Source organism: Jiella pacifica, assembly GCF_010500815.1.
Lineage (GTDB): Bacteria > Pseudomonadota > Alphaproteobacteria > Rhizobiales > Rhizobiaceae > Jiella > Jiella pacifica.
On record NZ_JAAAMG010000008.1, the window covers coordinates 183,345 to 200,903 of the forward strand.

Annotated in this window: 13 protein-coding genes; 7 read left to right on the plus strand and 6 right to left on the minus strand. The window is 66.2% G+C overall.

Annotation, left to right across the window (positions count from 1 at the left end; translation table 11 throughout):
* Positions 1 to 8 precede the first annotated feature (8 nt).
* Positions 9 to 1,229, minus strand: a complete 1,221-nt coding sequence (locus GTK09_RS12095; protein ID WP_163463412.1) for an alanine racemase — start codon at positions 1,227 to 1,229, stop codon at positions 9 to 11.
* Positions 1,230 to 1,396: 167 nt separating this feature from the next.
* On the opposite strand from GTK09_RS12095, the gene GTK09_RS12100 reads away from it, so the two are divergent.
* On the plus strand, positions 1,397 to 2,692 hold the full coding sequence (locus tag GTK09_RS12100; RefSeq protein WP_163463413.1) for an amidase: 1,296 nt from the start codon (positions 1,397 to 1,399) through the stop codon (positions 2,690 to 2,692).
* 544 nt (positions 2,693 to 3,236) lie between these two features.
* Here the strand turns inward: GTK09_RS12100 and metF are convergent.
* Together metF and GTK09_RS12110 are read right to left on the minus strand one after the other, a co-directional pair.
* Positions 3,237 to 4,154 (minus strand): methylenetetrahydrofolate reductase [NAD(P)H], encoded by a 918-nt coding sequence (gene metF / locus GTK09_RS12105; RefSeq protein WP_163463414.1) that lies wholly within the window; start codon positions 4,152 to 4,154, stop codon positions 3,237 to 3,239.
* Between the two features lie 12 nt (positions 4,155 to 4,166).
* A complete protein-coding gene (locus tag GTK09_RS12110; RefSeq protein WP_163463415.1) occupies positions 4,167 to 5,180 on the minus strand; it encodes an ArsR/SmtB family transcription factor in 1,014 nt (337 codons plus the stop codon).
* Between the two features lie 173 nt (positions 5,181 to 5,353).
* On the opposite strand from GTK09_RS12110, the gene GTK09_RS12115 reads away from it, so the two are divergent.
* Together GTK09_RS12115 and GTK09_RS12120 are read left to right on the plus strand one after the other, a co-directional pair.
* Positions 5,354 to 5,848 carry an SAM-dependent methyltransferase gene (locus GTK09_RS12115; RefSeq protein ID WP_246217863.1) on the plus strand — a complete coding sequence of 165 codons (495 nt, stop codon included), beginning with the start codon at positions 5,354 to 5,356 and terminating at the stop codon, positions 5,846 to 5,848.
* 7 nt (positions 5,849 to 5,855) lie between these two features.
* Positions 5,856 to 6,203: a DUF2293 domain-containing protein gene (locus GTK09_RS12120; protein ID WP_163463416.1), complete on the plus strand. Its 348-nt coding sequence runs from the start codon at positions 5,856 to 5,858 to the stop codon at positions 6,201 to 6,203.
* Positions 6,204 to 6,249: 46 nt separating this feature from the next.
* Here the strand turns inward: GTK09_RS12120 and GTK09_RS12125 are convergent, their stop codons facing one another.
* On the minus strand, positions 6,250 to 7,908 hold the full coding sequence (locus GTK09_RS12125) for an EAL domain-containing protein (protein WP_163463417.1): 1,659 nt from the start codon (positions 7,906 to 7,908) through the stop codon (positions 6,250 to 6,252).
* 581 nt (positions 7,909 to 8,489) lie between these two features.
* On the opposite strand from GTK09_RS12125, the gene GTK09_RS12130 reads away from it, so the two are divergent.
* From GTK09_RS12130 to GTK09_RS12145, 4 genes are all read left to right on the plus strand, one after another.
* The gene (locus tag GTK09_RS12130; protein ID WP_163463418.1) at positions 8,490 to 10,139 is read left to right on the plus strand and encodes an OpgD/OpgG family glucan biosynthesis protein; all 1,650 of its coding nucleotides are present in this window, start codon (positions 8,490 to 8,492) and stop codon (positions 10,137 to 10,139) included.
* Positions 10,140 to 10,430: 291 nt separating this feature from the next.
* The gene (locus tag GTK09_RS12135; protein ID WP_246217864.1) at positions 10,431 to 11,825 is read left to right on the plus strand and encodes a protoporphyrinogen/coproporphyrinogen oxidase; all 1,395 of its coding nucleotides are present in this window, start codon (positions 10,431 to 10,433) and stop codon (positions 11,823 to 11,825) included.
* Between the two features lie 159 nt (positions 11,826 to 11,984).
* Positions 11,985 to 12,968: an ABC transporter substrate-binding protein gene (locus GTK09_RS12140; RefSeq protein WP_163463419.1), complete on the plus strand. Its 984-nt coding sequence runs from the start codon at positions 11,985 to 11,987 to the stop codon at positions 12,966 to 12,968.
* A gap of 7 nt (positions 12,969 to 12,975) precedes the next feature.
* Positions 12,976 to 14,679: an ABC transporter permease gene (locus tag GTK09_RS12145; RefSeq protein WP_246217865.1), complete on the plus strand. Its 1,704-nt coding sequence runs from the start codon at positions 12,976 to 12,978 to the stop codon at positions 14,677 to 14,679.
* Between the two features lie 41 nt (positions 14,680 to 14,720).
* On the opposite strand, the gene GTK09_RS12150 is transcribed toward GTK09_RS12145, so the two are convergent.
* The gene (locus GTK09_RS12150) at positions 14,721 to 15,806 is read right to left on the minus strand and encodes an ABC transporter ATP-binding protein (RefSeq protein ID WP_163463420.1); all 1,086 of its coding nucleotides are present in this window, start codon (positions 15,804 to 15,806) and stop codon (positions 14,721 to 14,723) included.
* A gap of 16 nt (positions 15,807 to 15,822) precedes the next feature.
* Positions 15,823 to 17,502 carry a formate--tetrahydrofolate ligase gene (locus tag GTK09_RS12155; protein WP_163463421.1) on the minus strand — a complete coding sequence of 560 codons (1,680 nt, stop codon included), beginning with the start codon at positions 17,500 to 17,502 and terminating at the stop codon, positions 15,823 to 15,825.
* Positions 17,503 to 17,559 lie beyond the last annotated feature (57 nt).

A 17,559-nucleotide genomic window follows, 5' to 3' on the forward strand; every position in this document is an offset into this window, starting at 1 on the left:
GCTTCCGGTCAATCGGCCATCGTCTCCAGGCTGGCATAGCCTTCGGCCTTGTCGCCTGCGTCGAAGGGCGTCGTCACTTCCACGAAGGTGTCGGGATAAAAGCCGTTGAAGCGGGTGCGCAGCGACAGGGAGTAGGCGCCGATGTGGCCGATCTCGATCCAGTCGCCGGTGTCGACGGTTTCGGGCAGCCAGAACGGCCGCGACAGGATGTCCACCGAATCGCAGGTGGCGCCGCAGACCTTGAAGGCGCCGATCTTCGAAGGGTCGCCATTGCGGGTCACCCGCGCTGGATCGGGGATGAAGCGAGCAGGAAGCGTGATCTTGCCGGTCCAACTATCCGACAGCGATGCCCAGATGCCGTCATTGATGTAGAGCCGGCGGCCCTTTCTCAGCAGCACCCGCACGATCAGCGAAAACGCCCGTGCGACGATCACCCGGCCCGGTTCGGCGACCAGCGGCAGATCGCCGAAGCCCCATTCGTCGATGTCGGCGTTGAGCCGCGTCATGATCTCCGGAAAGCCTGGCATCTCCTTCTTCTTGCGGCGCGGATCATGGCCGTATTCGGCGGGAAAGCCGCCGCCGACGTCGAGCCCGGCGAGCGGCACGTCCGCGCGGTTGCGCACCCAGTCGGCCGAGGCGAGCGCCCGTTCGTAGGTGTCCGGATCCTCGATCTGCGAGCCGACGTGGAAGCAGATTCCGACCTTGAAGCCGATCTTGTGGCAGCGCTGCAGGAGTTCGACGGCATGGGCGGGCGCCGCGCCGAATTTCTTCGACAATTCGTAGGCGGCGTGGCCCTTGGTCTGGATGCGGACGAACAGCGTCACGGTTCCCGGATCGATGTCGAGCGCCCGGACGATCCGCAGGATCTTCGCCACCTCGTCCTCATGGTCCAGCGACAGCACCCGGATGCCGTAGGTTTCGAGCGCCAGGCGGATGTCCGACTGGGCCTTCACCGGATGCATGTAGAGCATCTCGGCATCGGCCCTGGCCGCCTTCACCGCCGCAAATTCCCCCGGCGAGGCGACGTCGAAGATCTTGATCCCCGCCTTCGCGAGGGTCTCCAGCACCATCGGCTCGCCATTGGTCTTGACCGCATAGGCCGTCTCGCCGGGAAACGCCGCCATGAAGGCCTTGGCGTCCGCCGCCAGAACCTCCGGCCGGAAGCAGTAGACGGGCACGTCGGGGCGCAAGGTCAGGGCGGCGTCTTTCGCCGTCGAATAGCTCTGCAAGCTGGCTTCTCCGAGAGGTTGGCGCGGCGGAAGATGGGGCGGCGAGCGCCAAGGTCTAACCGGCCCGACGTTTGACGGCACGAGGCTTTGTACTTGCCGGTGAGGCGAATGCAGCGGTACCGACGTTGAAGCCGCGAATCCGCGCCCACCGAAGGACCCATAGCAGAATGCTCGACCGCCATTCGACCGCCGCTTCGAAATTGACCGAAATCGTTTCCGCCATCGCGGAACAACGCTCGACGCCCGCAAAAGAGATCGAAGCCGCACGCCGGCGGATCGCCGAGAGCGACGGCGAGGTCGGCGCCTTTCTGCGCCTTGCGCCGGACGAAAGCCTTCAGGCGGCGGCGGCGTCGGATGGTCCCCTCGCCGGCATCACGATCGGCGTGAAGGACATCTACGACACGCGCGACATGGCGACGGAGCACGGTTCGCAAATCTATCGCGGCCACCGGCCGGTGGCGGACGCTTCGCTCGTCTCGATGGCGCGGCTCGCCGGCGCGGCGATCCTCGGCAAGACGACGACGACGGAATTCGCCAGCCTCGACCCGACGCCCACCCGCAACCCGCGCAATCTCGCCCATACGCCCGGCGGCTCGTCCTCGGGTTCGGCGGCGGCCGTCGCGGCCGGCATGGTGCCGCTCGCCTTCGGATCCCAGACCGGCGGCTCGGTGATCCGGCCGGCCTCCTTCTGCGGCGTCGCCGGCTTCAAGCCGAGTTTTCGTCTGTTTCCGTCGGTCGGCATGAAGACGTTCTCCTTCACACTCGACACGGCGGGCCTCTTCGCCGCAACGGCAGAGGATCTGGCCCTCGCTGCCCGACTGATCACCGGCCGCGATTTCGGCGCTGGCCGGCGAGCCGATGGCAGAGGCCTGCGGGTCGGGTTCTACAAGAGCGCCGTCGACGACGAGGTCGAGGCCGACATGCAGGCCGCGGTCGCGGAGGCGGCGACACTCTTGGAGCGGTCTGGCGCGACCACCGTCACCGTCGAGGAACCGGCCTCGCTCACCGCCGCCCGCTCCTGCCACGCAACGATCCAAAGCTTCGAGGCGGTGATGGCGCTGTCGGACGAATTCCGTCGCCATCGCCAGAGGCTCGGCGCCGATCTCGGCGCGATCCTCGATCACGGCGCGACGATCGAGCCGGCCGAATACGACGAAGCCCGCCGGACGGCACGGATCGGCCGAAAGGCCGCCTCGGCGCTGTTCGAGACCGTCGACGTCCTGATCGCACCCTCGGCGCTCGGGCCGGCGCCGCGCGGCCTTGCCAGCACGGGCGACGCGCTGATGAACAAGCTGTGGACGCTGACCGGCAATCCGGTCGTCAACGTGCCCGGCCTTGCCTCGAGCGTCGGCCTGCCGCTGGGCGTCTCGGTCATCGCCCGCTTCGGCAGAGACGCCCTGGCGCTCGACGTCGCGAGCCTCCTCCAGGCAATGATCGCGGCGCCTGAGAACGCTGGATCGTGACGAAGTTGTGACTGATCGGGCTTGGCGGCATTGTGCCAAAACGGGACGATTGGCAAAAAATCACGTCGCCCTCTTCGCAGCTGCATCCTCTGCATTGCGAGAGACTTGCGGCCGATCCATGGCAGTCATGCGGCAGTGCAGCGACGATTGTGTCTTTACGGATCGCAGCCGTTCGTTAACCTGTCACGATGAATGCAACGAGGAGCTCGATAGCCATGCATCTCACGCGTTCGCTCAACCTCATCATGATCTGCGCGGCGTTTGCCTTTCTCGTAGCCATGGTGGCAGGCTACATGCCCTGAGCCAGTGCCAGGAGGCGCAAGGGGCGGGCCAGGTCGAGGCCTTCAAAGATTGTCTCGACCATAGGACCCGCCGCAGCCGCTCCCCGTCTTCGAAGCGGGAAGAAACACGAAAGGCCGGGGAGACCCGGCCTTTCTCTTTTTTTGACCCGTCGACCTTCGCACCGCTCTGTCTTCGGGCCGCCGATTGCGCGCCGGCGGCTCCCGCCCGAAAGAGCGCTTCGCAGCGCTTGCGGCGTTTCTGTTCAGGCCGCTGCTGCGGCCTCGGCCTTCTCCTCGTTCTCGGGCTGCGCCGCGCGCAGGCCGAGAATGTGGCAGATCGAATAGACGAGATCGGCGCGGTTCATCGTATAGAAGTGGAAGTCGGAAATGCCCCGGCGCGTCAGGTCGAGAACCTGCTCGGCGCAGAAGGCAGCCGCCACATGCGAGCGAGTCTGCTCGTCCTCTTCCAGCCCGTCGAAACGTCGGGCGAGCCAATCGGGAATGCTGGCGCCGGTCGCGCCGGCGAAGCGGGCGATCTTGGTGAAGTCGTGGATCGGCGCGATGCCGGGGACGATCGGGATGTAGATCCCGGCCTTGCGGACGCGCTCCACGTAACGCTCGAAAATGTCGTTGTCGAAGAAGAACTGGGTGATCGCCCGGGTCGCGCCGTTGTCGACCTTGCGCTTCAGAAGGTCGATGTCGGTGGCGAAATCCGGGCTCTCCGGGTGCTTTTCCGGGTAGGCCGCGACGGAGATCTCGAAATCGTCGATCGACTTCAGGCCGGCAACGAGTTCGACGGCGTTGCGATAGCCGTCTTCACGCGCGACGTATTTGCCGCCAACGCCGGCCTGACTGTCGCCGCGCAGCGCCACGAAGTGCTTCACGCCGGTGTCGCGATACTGGCGGACCACCTCGCTTACGTCCTCGCGCGAGGCGTCGACGCAGGTCAGATGCGCCGCAGGCGTCAGGTTCGTCTCGTTCAGGATGCGCGAGATCGTGTGGTGGGTGCGCTCTCGGGTCGAGCCGCCGGCGCCATAGGTCACCGAGACGAATGTCGGCTGCATCGGCGCCAGCCGCTCGATGGAGCGCCAGAGGTTCTCCTCCATCTTGTCGCTCTTCGGCGGAAAGAATTCGAACGAGACGCGGATGCCGGAATTCGACAGGGCGTTGACCTGGCTCATGACGTTGTTTCCTCAGCTTGTCATTGACGTTCGGGCTCGCTCCTCGCCCGCGACGAGGAGACGCTGGTCCTCGGCGAGGAGCAGCGTGACGGTGAGTTCGCCGGCCTCGGTGGCCGTCGATTCCAGATGCGCGAGCGAGCGGACGTTCAGTCCCGCCGTCTCGGCATAGGATGCAAGGGTCTGGTCCGAGAAGCCGAGCCTCAGATGGGCGTGCTGGCTGCGCAGGAATTCCAGATCATGTGGCGCGAAATCGATGATGGCGAGCCGGCCGCCCGGCGCGAGCGCGCCCGCCGCCTCGCGGACGGCCCGGGCCGGATCGTCGAGATAATGCAGCACCTGGTGAATGACGACGAGATCGAAGCCGCCGCGCTCGATCGGCAGATGATAGACGCTGCCGAGCCTGACCTGCGCATTGCCGACCTTGGCGGCATCGAGCTTGGCCCGCGCCACCGCCAGCATCTCGCGGGAGGAGTCGATCCCCACCGCCCGCTCGCAACGGGGCGCGAGAAACTCCAGCATCCGCCCGGTCCCGGTCCCGACGTCGAGGAGCGTGTCGAACCGCCGCTTGCCGAGGGCCTGCAGCAGTGCCGCCTCGACCTCGGCGTCGGAGACGTGGAGCTTGCGGATGCGGTCCCATTCGGCGGCATTGCGGGCGAAATAATCCGCCGCGCGCTCGGCCCGGCGCGCCCGCACCTCTTCCAACCGCTCGGCATCACGGGCGAGCACCGGATCGGCGGGATCGACCCATCCGACGAGAGCCCGCATCACCGGCAGTGCGACGGGATCATCGGACGCCCGGAAGAACGCCCACGACCCCTCCTGATAGCGCATGATCAGGCCGGCCTCGGCGAGCAGCTTCAGATGACGCGAAATCCGCGGCTGCGACTGCCCGAGAATCGTCGTAAGCTCGCTGACGGTGAGATCGGCGCCGGAGAGAAGGACGAGCAGCCGCAGCCGCGTCGGCTCGGCCGCGGCGCGCAGCAGATCGACGAAGGGCTCGAAGGGAAACTTGCGGACGTCCAGCATGGCTAACTCGATTACGATATAAAGATATGTTTATGTGACGCCAACAATGAACGCAAGCACTTTCGTGATCTGTCCATCGATTTTTCGCATTAGGCGAGGGCGCTAAGGCTTGCCGTCATGCCCCTCCTCCCGAAGCGACAGACCGAAACCGCGGCCAATCCTGGAGACATGCCTTGAGCGCCCCCAAACCGCGTCCCGCCCGCCCCGGCGAGGCGTTCTTCTCCGAGCCTTTGCCGGCGACCGACGATGCCGGCCTCGTCTTCATCGGCCGGCTGCGCTCGCCCTTCGCTGAATTCGACGGCTGCCCGAAAAACCGGCGCGCCGCGCTGGAGGCCGGGGGCGGTGGCAGCGTCGAGATCGATCGACCGTGGCGCGAGGCGCTTGCCGGGCTTTCTGTGGGCGATCACGTCTTCTGCCTCTCTTGGCTGCACGGCGCCCGCCGCGATCTTGCCTTGCAGAAGCCCCGCCATGCCGAGACGGCCCGTGGCACGTTTTCCCTTCGCTCGCCGGCGCGGCCCAATCCGATCGGCCTGCATCTGGCGCGGATCATCGCTCTCGACCCGGAAGCCGGCATCCTGCGCCTCGACGCGATCGACGTCGTCGACGGAACGCCGCTGCTCGACATCAAGCCCTATTTCGCCTCGGTCGACAGGCCGGCGGAAGACTGACGGCGCCATGGCGACGGAACGACAGAAGCGCATCATGCGGGCGGTGACGGCGACGATCCCGCGGGCGCCGTTCATCGACGCCGAGGCGATCCGCGAGGCCGCCCGATCCCGGCGCATGCGCAGCCTTTCGCCGGAAACGGCGGTGTGGCTCGCGGCCGTCGCCCGCATCCGCCACGAGCATACGGACTACGACGCGCTGATGGACGACGGCTACGACCGGGACGCGGCGCGGTTCTTCGTGGCCGACGACATCAACGCCGTCCTCGATCGCTGGGGCGCCAAGCGGCTCGTCGATCCGAACGCGCCGGACGAAGACGAGAGCGCGGGTGTCGCAGAGCAATTCGCCGAAGAGTGACGAGCCGGCCGAGCACTGGGACAGCCTGCCCGCGGATGCCCGGCGATCAGGCGAAGGCCTCCGCCTTCGCTTCCCCGGCCATCGACTTTGAAAATCTGGCCAAGGACGGGCTCGAAGACCGCTCGGCGCCGGCACGAAGCCTTTCGAAGGTGGCGATGTCGACGGGCCGGGAGAGGTGGAAGCCCTGGACGAAGTCGACGGCCGGATGATACCGCCGCAGCTTCTGGAGCCGCTCTTCGGTTTCGATGCCCTCGACGACGATCGTCCGCCCGGTTGCGCGGACCATCTCGACGGCGAGGTCGAGCATCCGCGCGGCCACCGTTCCGTCCGCCGCCATGGCGAAGGACCGGTCGATCTTCACGCCGTCGACCGACAGATCGACGAGGTTCTTGATGTTGGAATAGCCCGCCCCGAAATCGTCGATCAGGACCTTGATGCCGGAAGCCCGCAGCATGTCCACACGCGACTGCATGGTCTTGACGTCGATCGCCTCGCTTTCGACGAGTTCCGCCACCGGAATGAAACGCTCGGAATCGGCGACGAAGTCTGAAAAGACGGCCGGAAGCCCTGGTTCCTGAAGATCGGACGGAAAGACGTTGAAGGTGACGTAGAGCGGAGCGCTTCCCGTCTCGATCTGCGAGAGTTCGCGATAGGCCCGGTCGACGACCAGACGGGTGAACTCGAGGGTGCGACGGCTCTCTTCGACGATCGGGATGAAGCAGTCGGGAAAGACGGTGCCTCCGTCGACGTCCCGCCATCGCGCAAGCACTTCGCACGCCTGGATCTCGCCCGTCTTCATGTCGACGATCGGCTGGTAGAGGCACTGGATCGTGTCCGGCCCGAGCGTTCGCAGGAAGCGCGATTTCAGCGACCACCATCGCGCAACGGCAGCTCGTACCTGGCACGCGACGCCCACAGCCGCGAGCGCGGCCAGGAATATCGTTGCCAGGACGATCGGCCAGCCCTTGGCCAGGAGTGGCAGAATCGGGGCGACGGTCGCGACGCAGATGCCGCCCTGCGGCACGTCGCAATGAGTGCCCCGCAAGGCCGGCGACAGCGAGAAGACGTCGAGGGCATGCGCGCCGATGTTCCGGTCGTAGATGCCGGCCTCGCCGCCGCGCGGCCAGAACGCGCCGCGGGCGTCCTCGAGCCCCCACTCGTATCGAAGCCAACTCACCGGCGGCAGATCGTCCTTCGGCTTGGGATAGAGAATCGCGAAGCGACCGAGCTTGGCGATCGAACTGACGACGCCGCTGAAACCGAGGTCCGCCATCTCCCGCTCCGCCCAAAATTCGATCGGCCCGCTCGGCCCCGACAAGGTCGTATCGGCTGCACGCAGTGGCACCGGGCTCGCCAGCCGGCCTTGCGTCACCGAACAGGCGATTCCCGCCTCGCCGACATAGGCAAATTCGTGCAACCCGTCCGGCAGCAACGCGATGCGTCGCATCTGGTCGAGGAACAACGGGCTGCAGGGCTCCGCCCTCGCATCCTTCTCCAAGAGGGCGAAAGCTTTCTGGAACCGGATCTTGCGATCGAGCAGCGGCTGCAGGATCTGCCGGCTCTCCCGCTCGAGCGCAATGACGCCGACCTCGCTGGCAAAGCCGGCGACCAAGAGGCAAAGCAGTACGAAGGCAAAAAGCCCTGCGAGAAGGGCTGCTGTTTGCTGTCGTTTCGTCGAAACGAGATTGCCGATGAACTTTGCCATTGCGACGCCCTTTTCCCTCGACGAGACAAGCATCGAACCGTCAACAGTAAATTAATGTCGCATTACAATGTCGAAAAATATTTCGCTTCCGCGCTCAGTTTGAGGATAATTACATCCATGTCTTGAAAGGGTGACCAATCGATGGGACACCTTCAAGAATCAGCGTAGCGTCAGGCAGTATTTGCTGACGATAGCGGGTTGATTCCTTAAGGCACGCTTAATGCGCGTTCATCGCCGATGCCGCACCCACTGATTGGGGTGAGGCGGAAGACGCGATGAATGGCCGGCGTCGGACACCGCCAAATCCTTCGAGTGCCGAGACTGGCGGCCTTGATCCGGTCAGCCTCGACGTCATCGGCGTCGTTCTGCCACTATGCGGGCAACCCGTTGTTCCGTTAAAACTATCGGCGATTGCCGGGCGCAACGCGACGGCGACCGCCCCCTGCCGATTCCATCATCATGTTCAGTGAGTGTATACCTTCTATGCAATTATTGCCTTATCAGTGACAAAATGCGCCCCAACTTCGCGGCACAATGCGAGCAATTCAATGCCGCGAGCTTTGTAGCCAGGGACGACATTCATGCATAAGCGTAGTGAATTGCCGCATGGAGCGGCTGACCCTGCAGGACGTGCCGGCCCTGCAGATCCCCCGATCTCGATCGTCCGGTCGGGCCTGAGCCGTCGCACCTTCCTCACCGCGGCCGCTGCCCTCGGACTGTTGCCGGTCGGCGGCCGGGCCTTCGCAGAGGAGGGCCTTCTCTCCTTCGAGAACGCCAAGCCCTTCTCCTTCGACCTCCTCGCCGAGCATGCCCGGCGCATGGCCATGCAGCCCTACATCGCGCCGCAGCCGCGCGACCCCGAGGTGCTTGACCAGATCGACTTCGACGCCCACTGGAAGATCAAGTACAAGCCGGAGGCGACCTTGAAGGTCGCGGACGGCGAGGCGCCGGTCCGACTGTTCCACCTCGGCCGCTACTTCCAGCTTCCGGTCGGCATCCACGTGGTCGATGGTGACCAGTCGCGGCGGTTGCGGTACGACCCGGCCGTTTTCGAGATGCCCGCCGACAGCCCGGCCCGCAAGCTGCCGAGGGACATCGGCTATGCCGGCCTGCGGGTGATGGCGCCCGACCAGAAGAACGACTGGCTGGCCTTTCTCGGCGCCGCCTATTTCCGCTCGTCGGGCGAACTTGACCAGTTCGGCCTGTCGGCGCGGGCCCTCGCCATCGACGTCGCCATGCCGACGCCGGAGGAGTTTCCACGCTTCACCGACTATTTCCTCGAACGTTCGACGACGCCCGGCCACGAACTCGTCATCACCTGCCTGATCGATTCGCCGCGCATGACCGGCGTCTTCCGCATGGATGTCGGCAAGCACGGACCGGTGGTGATGGACATCGACAGCCGGTTCTTCGCCCGCGGCGACATCGCGCGCCTCGGTCTTGCGCCGCTGACCTCCATGTTCTGGTTCTCCGAGACGGACAGGCCGGACCGCGTCGACTGGCGGCCCGAGGTCCACGACAGCGACGGCCTGGCGATCCACACCGGCGGCAACGAGCGGATCTGGCGGCCTTTGAACAATCCCTCCGTCGTCCGCACCTCGAGCTTCACCGACAAGAACCCGAAAGGCTTCGGGCTTTTGCAGCGCGATCGTGCCTTCTCCAATTACGAGGACGACGGGGTCTTCTACGAAAAGCGGCCGAGCGTCTGGATCGAGCCGAAGGGTGACTGGGGCCGAGGCGAGGTGCAACTCGTCGAAATCCCGACCGACGACGAGATCCACGACAACATCGTTACCTACTGGATCTCCGAAAAGCCCGTAAAGAAGGGCGACGAGATCTCCCTCTCCTACCGCCTGACCTGGGCGAAGGACGAGCCGCATCCAGGCGAGGTCAGTGCCGTCACCGCCACGCGCATCGGCCGTGGCGGCATTGCCGGACAGCCGCGGCCGAAGGGTGTCGTCAAGTTCGCGGTCGATTTCGACGGTGGCTTCGTCGCCAAGCTCGATCGCCAGACCGAGGGTGTCAAGGCCGTGGTCTCGACCTCGCGCGGCGAGCTTTCCAATATCGACTGCTACTCTGTGAAGGTCGGCACCGCCTGGCGCATGACCTTCGACCTCAAGGCGGAAGACGCCGACCCGGTCGACCTTCGCGCCTATCTCAGGCGCGGCGACCAGACGCTGACGGAAACCTGGCTCTACCAGTTCCTCCCGGATCCCGATTCCGCAGCCTGATCGGCCATCGCGTGGCGGTGTGACCTTCGGCGAGCCGCCACGGCGAATTCGTGCCGTCGCAGGGCGGGGGCCGGATCAACTTTCCGCGCATCGCAAAGGGCGTAAATCCTTTGTTGACGCTTCGAAAATCAGTTTCGCCGCGCGCGTCTTGCCCCTAGAATGGCAACGGCCGATTAAACAAGTTTGCCTTATCGTCACTGCGTTGTCGAAGCCGACGCCCGGCCCTCGCTCGACCATGAATGGCCGACGCTTTCCGGGCACTGGACGGCCTCGTCGTGCAGCCTGGGGCAGATGATGCATCCGATCGCGATTCTGGGAGCCGGCATCGCCGGACTGACGGCCGCCGCCGAACTTCGGCGCCGCGGCCTCCCCGTCACCGTCTACGAGGCGGGCAAGTCGGTCGGCGGGATGATGGCCTCGTTCAAGGACTCGGCCGGGTTTACCTACGATTTCGGCGCGCATTTCGTGAACAACCGGCTGGCCGAGGCACTCGGAGCCGCCGACATCTGCCGGCCGGTCAGGCACTATGGCGAAGCGGTGCATCTCGGCGGCACCTCCTACGGCTATCCGTTCGGCCTGATGCGTTCGCCGCGCTTCCTGCGTGGCGCGATGGCAAGCCGTTTCCGTCACCACAAGATCACAACGGCCGAGGACTGGTTCCGCCATCACTACGGCGACGCCCTCGCCGAAGCGGTGGCAATCCCGATTGCCGAGGCCTGGTCGGGCACGGCGGCCCATAAACTCGCCCCGTCGGTCGGCGAGAAGATGGCCAACGGTGCGCTCAAGACCCTCTACCTCAAGGCCGCCGCGCGCTTCACCGGACGCGCCGTGTGCATCGGCTATTCCCACGAGCGCCCCGAACATGCCGGCATCTACCACGTCTATCCCGAGGGCGGCATCGCGCGGCTCCTGGAGCCGACGCTCGCGCAGATCCGCGATCTGGTGAAACTCGAATCGCCGGTGGAGAAGATTCTCGTCGAGGACGGCGCGGTCCGCGGCTTGCGCGTCCGCGGCGAGACGGTCGAGGCTTCGGCGGTCATCTCGACCGCTCCGGTGAACGTCCTGCCGAAGCTCGTCGAGGGCTCGACCGCGCTCGATCATCTCACCCGTTTTCGATACCGGCCGATGATCTTCGTCAATCTGCACTTCGACGGCCGTCATCACCTACCGGACACCATGCTCTGGGTGCCCGATCGTTCGATGCCGTTCTTCCGGCTGACCGAGACGCCGATTTCGATGCCGTGGCTCGCGCCGGAAGGAAAGACGCTCATCACCGCCGACATCGGCTGCGCGGTCGGCGACGAACGCTGGACGATGCCGGACGACGCGCTGGCCGCTCTCTGCCTCGACGGCATCTGCGCGATCTATCCGCATCTGCGCGGCAAACATCTCGGCGCCGGCGGGATCATGAGGACGCCCGTCTCCTATCCCGTCTACCGGCTCGACTATGAGGAAGATCGTCGGCGCTTCGCCCGTTCCACCGGCATCGACGGGCTTTGGAGCATCGGCCGGAACGGCGAGTTCGCCCACATCCTGATGGAGGACGTCCATTGCCGGACGCTGAAGCGGATGGACGAGGTCGCCGACTACGTCTGCCCGTCCTCCTCGACTGATCGAGCCGTTGCCGACCTCAAGAGAATGGGCCGGCTGATGGCGAGCGAACGCGGTACGACGGAGGCGGCCTGACAGCGGTCAGCGGCTTCCGCCTTCAGGCCATATCGCCCGACGGCTTCGCGCCGGTCACGCGTGTGTCATGCGCCTGTCACGACGCAGCGGTTACTCCGCAGGTTCGAACGGTGCTATGCCCCAGGCGCCGATCCCGAACCGACCCGGAGAGCCTTTTCCATGATCCGCAAAACCAGCCTCCTCGCCGTCTCGCTGGCGGCGCTTTTCGCAGCCGCCCCGGCCCTTGCCGCCTCGGGCAAGCTCGTTCTCTACACCAGCCAGCCGAACGAGGACGCCCAGGCGACCGTCGACGCCTTCGAGAAGGCCAATCCCGACGTCGACGTCGAGTGGGTGCGCGACGGCACCACCAAGGTGATGGCGAAGCTGCAGGCCGAGTTCGCCGCCGGCAACCCGCAGCCGGACCTCCTCCTCATCGCCGACAGCGTCACCATGGCCGGCCTGAAGCGCGACGACCGCCTGATGGCCTACGAGGACGCCGACACCACCGGCTTCGAGGACGGTCTCTACGACAAGGACAAGACCTATTTCTCGACCAAGTTGATCACCACCGGCATCGTCAACAACACCCGCGCCGAAATGACGCCGACCTCCTGGAAGGACCTCACCAAGGAGGAGGCGAAAGGCCAGGTGACGATGCCGAGCCCGCTGACCTCCGGCGCCGCCCTCGTCCATCTGGCGGCGATCACCCAGAACCCCGATCTCGGCTGGACCTATGTCGAGGCGCTCGCCGAGAACGGCGCGACGGCGGCCGGCGGCAATGGCGGCATCCTGAAGGCCGTCGCCGGCGGCCAGACCGCCTATGGCGTCATCGTCGACTATCTGCCGATCCGCGAGGCGGCCAAGGGTTCGCCGGTCAAATTCGTCTTCCCAACCGAAGGCGTCTCGGCGGTCACCGAGCCGGTGGCGATCCTGAAGACTGCCAAGAACCCGGAAGCCGCCAAGGCATTCGTCGACTTCCTTCTCTCCGAGGAGGGCCAGAAGCTCGCTTCCACCCAGGGCTATCTGCCGGCCCGCGAAGGCGTCGAGCCGCCGGCGGGCTTTCCCTCGCGCGATCAGATCAAGCTGATGCCCTTCGACGCCGATCAGGCGCTCGCCGACGCGGAGGAGAACAAGAAGCGCTTCTCCGAGATCTTCGGCGGCTGACGACATCTTGCGGGCATTCCTGAAGCCAAGGCTGGACGGCGAGGGCATTGCCCTTGCCGTCCTCGTCGTATTCGTTCTCCTCGTCTCGGTCCTGCCCGTCGCGCGTCTCGTCTTCGAGGCCTTCGCGCCGGGCGGCGAATTCGACCTGTCGAACCTCTCTGCAGTGCTGTCGGCCGGCTCGACCTGGCGGGCGACGTGGCACTCACTGGTCACGGCGTTCTTCGGGACGGCGATCTCGCTGATCCTCGGCACCGTCTTTGCGCTCGCGGTCGCGCTCACCGACATCCGCGCCAAGGCGGCGCTGGTCTTTGCGTTTCTCCTGCCGCTGATGATCCCACCGCAGGTGACGGCCCTGTCCTGGGCGCAACTCGCCGGCCCGTCCAGCCCGCTCCTGATCACCCTCGGCCTCGCCCCGCCGCTCGGCGCGCCGAACCCGCTCTACAGTGCCGAGGGGATCATCCTGCTCCTCGGCATCCAGCATGCGCCGCTGGTCTTCCTCTCCGTCAGGGCGGGCCTGCGAGGCCTGCCGCGGGAGATGATCGAGGCGGCAAGGGCCTGCGGCGCCGGCCGGATCTTCGTCCTTCGCACCATCGTCCTGCCGATGATGACGCCGGCCCTCGTCGCCGGATCGGCCCTCGCCTTCGTCTCGGCCATCGGCAATTTCGGCATTCCCGCCCTCCTCGGCATCCCGGCCGGCTATACGGTCCTGCCGACCCTGATCTACCAGCGGCTGGCGAGCTTCGGCCCGTCGATCATCTCCGACGTCGCCGTCCTATCCATTCTGGTGGGCGCCCTCGCCTGTCTCGGCTTCGCGGCGCAGTCGCTCTTCGTTGGCAGGCGCGACTTCCGCACGGTCGGCGCGCCGTCGGAGGCGCTGCGCTACCGGCTCGGCACAGCGCGCCTGGCCGTCGAGATAGGCGCCTGGGGGATCATCGTCCTGATCCTGGTCGTTCCCCTTATTGCCCTCCTCGCGACCTCGCTGGTCAGCGCCTATGGGGTCCCTTTGTCGGAAAAGACCATGACGCTCGGCAACTATGCCGAGGTGCTGTTTCGCCAGGACGCGACGGTCAGGGCCTTCCGCAACTCCTTCTTCCTCGCCGCCGGCGCCTCGCTCCTCCTGATGCTCCTCGCCGTGCCCTTCGCGGCGCTGATTGTCTGGCGGGGCGGGCGGCTCCTGAAGAGCCTCGCGATGCTGGCCGAGGTGCCCTATGCGCTGCCCGGCATCGTCCTCGGCATCGCCGCCATCCTGATCTTCATCCGGCCGCTGCCGATCTTCGGGCTCAGCCTCTACAACACCATCTGGATCATCTTCTTCGCCTATCTCGCCCGCTTCCTGACCCTGTCGCTCAGACCGGTCGTCGGCGCGGTGCAGCAGCTCGACCGGGGGCTCGACGAGGCGGCGCGGATGACCGGCGCCGGCTATCTCTTCCGGCTGCGAACGGTGCTGTTTCCGCTGCTCGCCCCGGCCGCGGCGGCGGGCGCGGTGCTGACCTTCATGACCAGCTTCAACGAGCTGACCGTCTCGGCGCTGCTCTGGTCGGCCGGCAACGAGACGCTCGGGGTGGTGGTCTTCAATCTCGACGACGGCGGCTACACGGTGCTCGCCTCGGCCGTCGCGGTGGTGACGGTGGTGGCGATCGTCGCGATCATGGGTGTCACGGCGCTGCTGGCGCGGCGGCTGCCGCGCGGTGTGTTGCCCTGGGCGGATTGAGGGGGCCGCCGAAGGCGCTTCGGCGGCTGAAGGCGGTGCGTTCAGGCGGCCTCGGCAAGGGGCGCCGCACCCGCACCGGCTGGGAGCAGCCAGCCGCCTCGAACCGAAACACGGACGACCTCGCCGATCGCCAGCCGCTCGTTCGACGGGAGCGGCAGGAGCAATCCCGGCGCCGCCTCCGGCTCGATCTCGTACAGGGTGTGCGAGCCCTTGAAGACCGCCTTGCGGACCCTGGCGGCGAAACCCGACTCGCCGATCGCCAGCCTTTCCGGCTTCAGCGCCAGACGCCCGCTGCCGGAGGCCTGGGCACCGATGCTCGCCCTGACGAGAGATTCTGCGCCGAACAGCTGGACCCGGCTCTGGTCCCCGCCTGCCGGCCCGAGGATGACACAGTCCACCACCCGGCCATTGCCGACGAAACGGGCGACGCCTTCGCTGGTCGGCCGATCGTAGAGCGTCGCAGGATCCGCGACCTGCAAGATGCGCCCCTTTTCCATCACCGCGATGCGGTCGGCCATGGCCATCGCCTCGGCCTGGTCGTGGGTGACGTAGACCATGGTGGCGCCGGTGCGCTCGTGGAAGGCGCGGAAGGTCTCCTCCATCGAGGCCCGCAGATGGACGTCGAGATTGGCCAGCGGCTCATCGAGCAGGATGACGGCCGGATCCATGGCGAGGCAGCGCGCGAGCGCGACCCGCTGGCGCTGGCCGCCGGAGAGATCGGCCGGACGCCGTGCCTCGAAGCCGGAGAGTTCGACCGCCGAGAGCGCCTCGCCGATCTTGATCCGGCGCTCCGCCTTGCCCAGCCCTCGCACCCGCAGCGCATAGCCGACGTTCTCGGCCACCGTCATGTGCGGCCACAGGGCGTAGGACTGGAAGACGATGGCGACCTTGCGCTTTTCCGGCGGGACGTGAGCGCCCTCTCCGGCAACCAGCCGGTCGCCGAAGCAGATCGAGCCGGCACTCAGCGTCTCGAAGCCTGCGATCAGGCGAAGCAGCGTCGTCTTGCCGCAGCCAGACGGCCCGAGCAGCGCGACGAACTCGCCCTCGGCGATGTCGAGCGAGACGTCGTCCACCGCGACGCCGCTGCCGAAGCGCTTCAGCGCACCGGCGATGGTAATGGCAGTCATCCGCGCTCCGGAAGGGTCAGAACAGGCCTTCGATCTCGCCGTTGTCGTTCAGATAGATCGATTCGGCCGCCGGCTGCGAGGGCAGGCCCGGCATGGTCATGATCTGTCCGCAGATGGCGACGACGAAACCGGCGCCGGCCGACAGCCGAACCTCACGGACATGCACGCTGAAGCCCTCGGGAGCCCCGCGCTTCGTCGGATCGGTCGAGAAGGAATACTGGGTCTTCGCCATGCAGACCGGCAATTGGCCGTAGCCGGCTTCCTCCCAGGCGCTCAGCTGGTCGAGGACGGACTGGTCGGCCGTCACCTCCTTGCCGCGATAGATCGTCCTGACCACCGTCTCGATCTTCTCGAACAGGCCCATCTTGTCGGGATAGATCGGCTTGAAATCGGCGGTGCCGCCATCGGCGAGTTCCACCACCTTCTCGGCAAGCCCGGTGATCCCGGCCGACCCCTCGGCCCAGTGGCGGCAGACGATCGCCTCGGAGCCCAGCGTGGCGACATAATCTCTCACCGCGGCGATCTCGGCCTCGGTGTCGGCGGAGAAATGGTTGATCGCGACGACGACGGGCACGCCGAAGCCTTTGACGTTCTCGACATGGCGGCCGAGATTGGCGCAGCCGGCCTTCACCGCCTCGACGTTCTCGGCGCCGAGATCGGCTTTCGCGACGCCGCCATTCATCTTCATCGCCCTGACCGTCGCGACGACGACGGCTGCGGCGGGCTTCAGCCCGGCCTTGCGGCACTTGATGTCGAAGAACTTCTCCGCCCCGAGATCGGCACCGAAGCCGGCCTCGGTGACGACGTAATCGGCGAGCTTCAGCGCCGCCTTGGTGGCGACGACCGAGTTGCAGCCATGGGCGATGTTGGCGAAGGGCCCGCCATGGACGAAGGCCGGGTTGTTCTCCAGCGTCTGGACGAGATTCGGCTGGATCGCGTCCTTCAGGAGCACCGCCATCGCGCCGTCGGCCTTGAGGTCGCGGGCGGTGATCGCGGTCTTGTCGCGGCGATAGGCGACGATGATGTCGCCGAGACGCCGTTCCAGATCCTTCAGGTCCTCCGACAGGCAGAGAATCGCCATCACCTCGGAGGCGACGGTGATGTCGAAGCCGGTCTCGCGCGGAAAACCATTGGCGACACCGCCCAGAGAAGCCGTGATCTGGCGCAGCGCCCGGTCGTTCATGTCGAGGACGCGGCGCCAGGTGACGCGGCGACTGTCGATCTGCAGCTCGTTGCCCCAGTAGATGTGGTTGTCGATCATCGCCGAGAGCAGATTGTGCGCCGTGGTGATCGCGTGGAAGTCGCCGGTGAAGTGGAGGTTCATCTCCTCCATCGGCACGACCTGCGCATAGCCGCCGCCGGCCGCCCCGCCTTTGACGCCGAAACAGGGGCCGAGCGAGGCCTCGCGGATGCAGATGAGAGCGTTCTTGCCGATGCGGTTGAGGCCGTCGCCGAGACCGACGGTGGTCGTCGTCTTGCCTTCGCCGGCCGGGGTCGGGTTCACCGCTGTGACGAGGATCAGCTTGCCGTCCGGCCGGCCTTCCAGCGATTTGAGGAACGGCGCGGCGATCTTCGCCTTGTCGTGGCCATAGGGAACGATGTCCTCTTCCGACATGCCGAGGCGCCCGGCGATTTCCTTGATCGGCTTCTTCTTCGCGGCGCGCGCAATGGCGATGTCGGAATTGTAGTCGCTCAAGGCTTTCTCCCTCTGGTCGGTCGTTTTGGCGGCAGCATACGCAAGGTGGGAACCCAT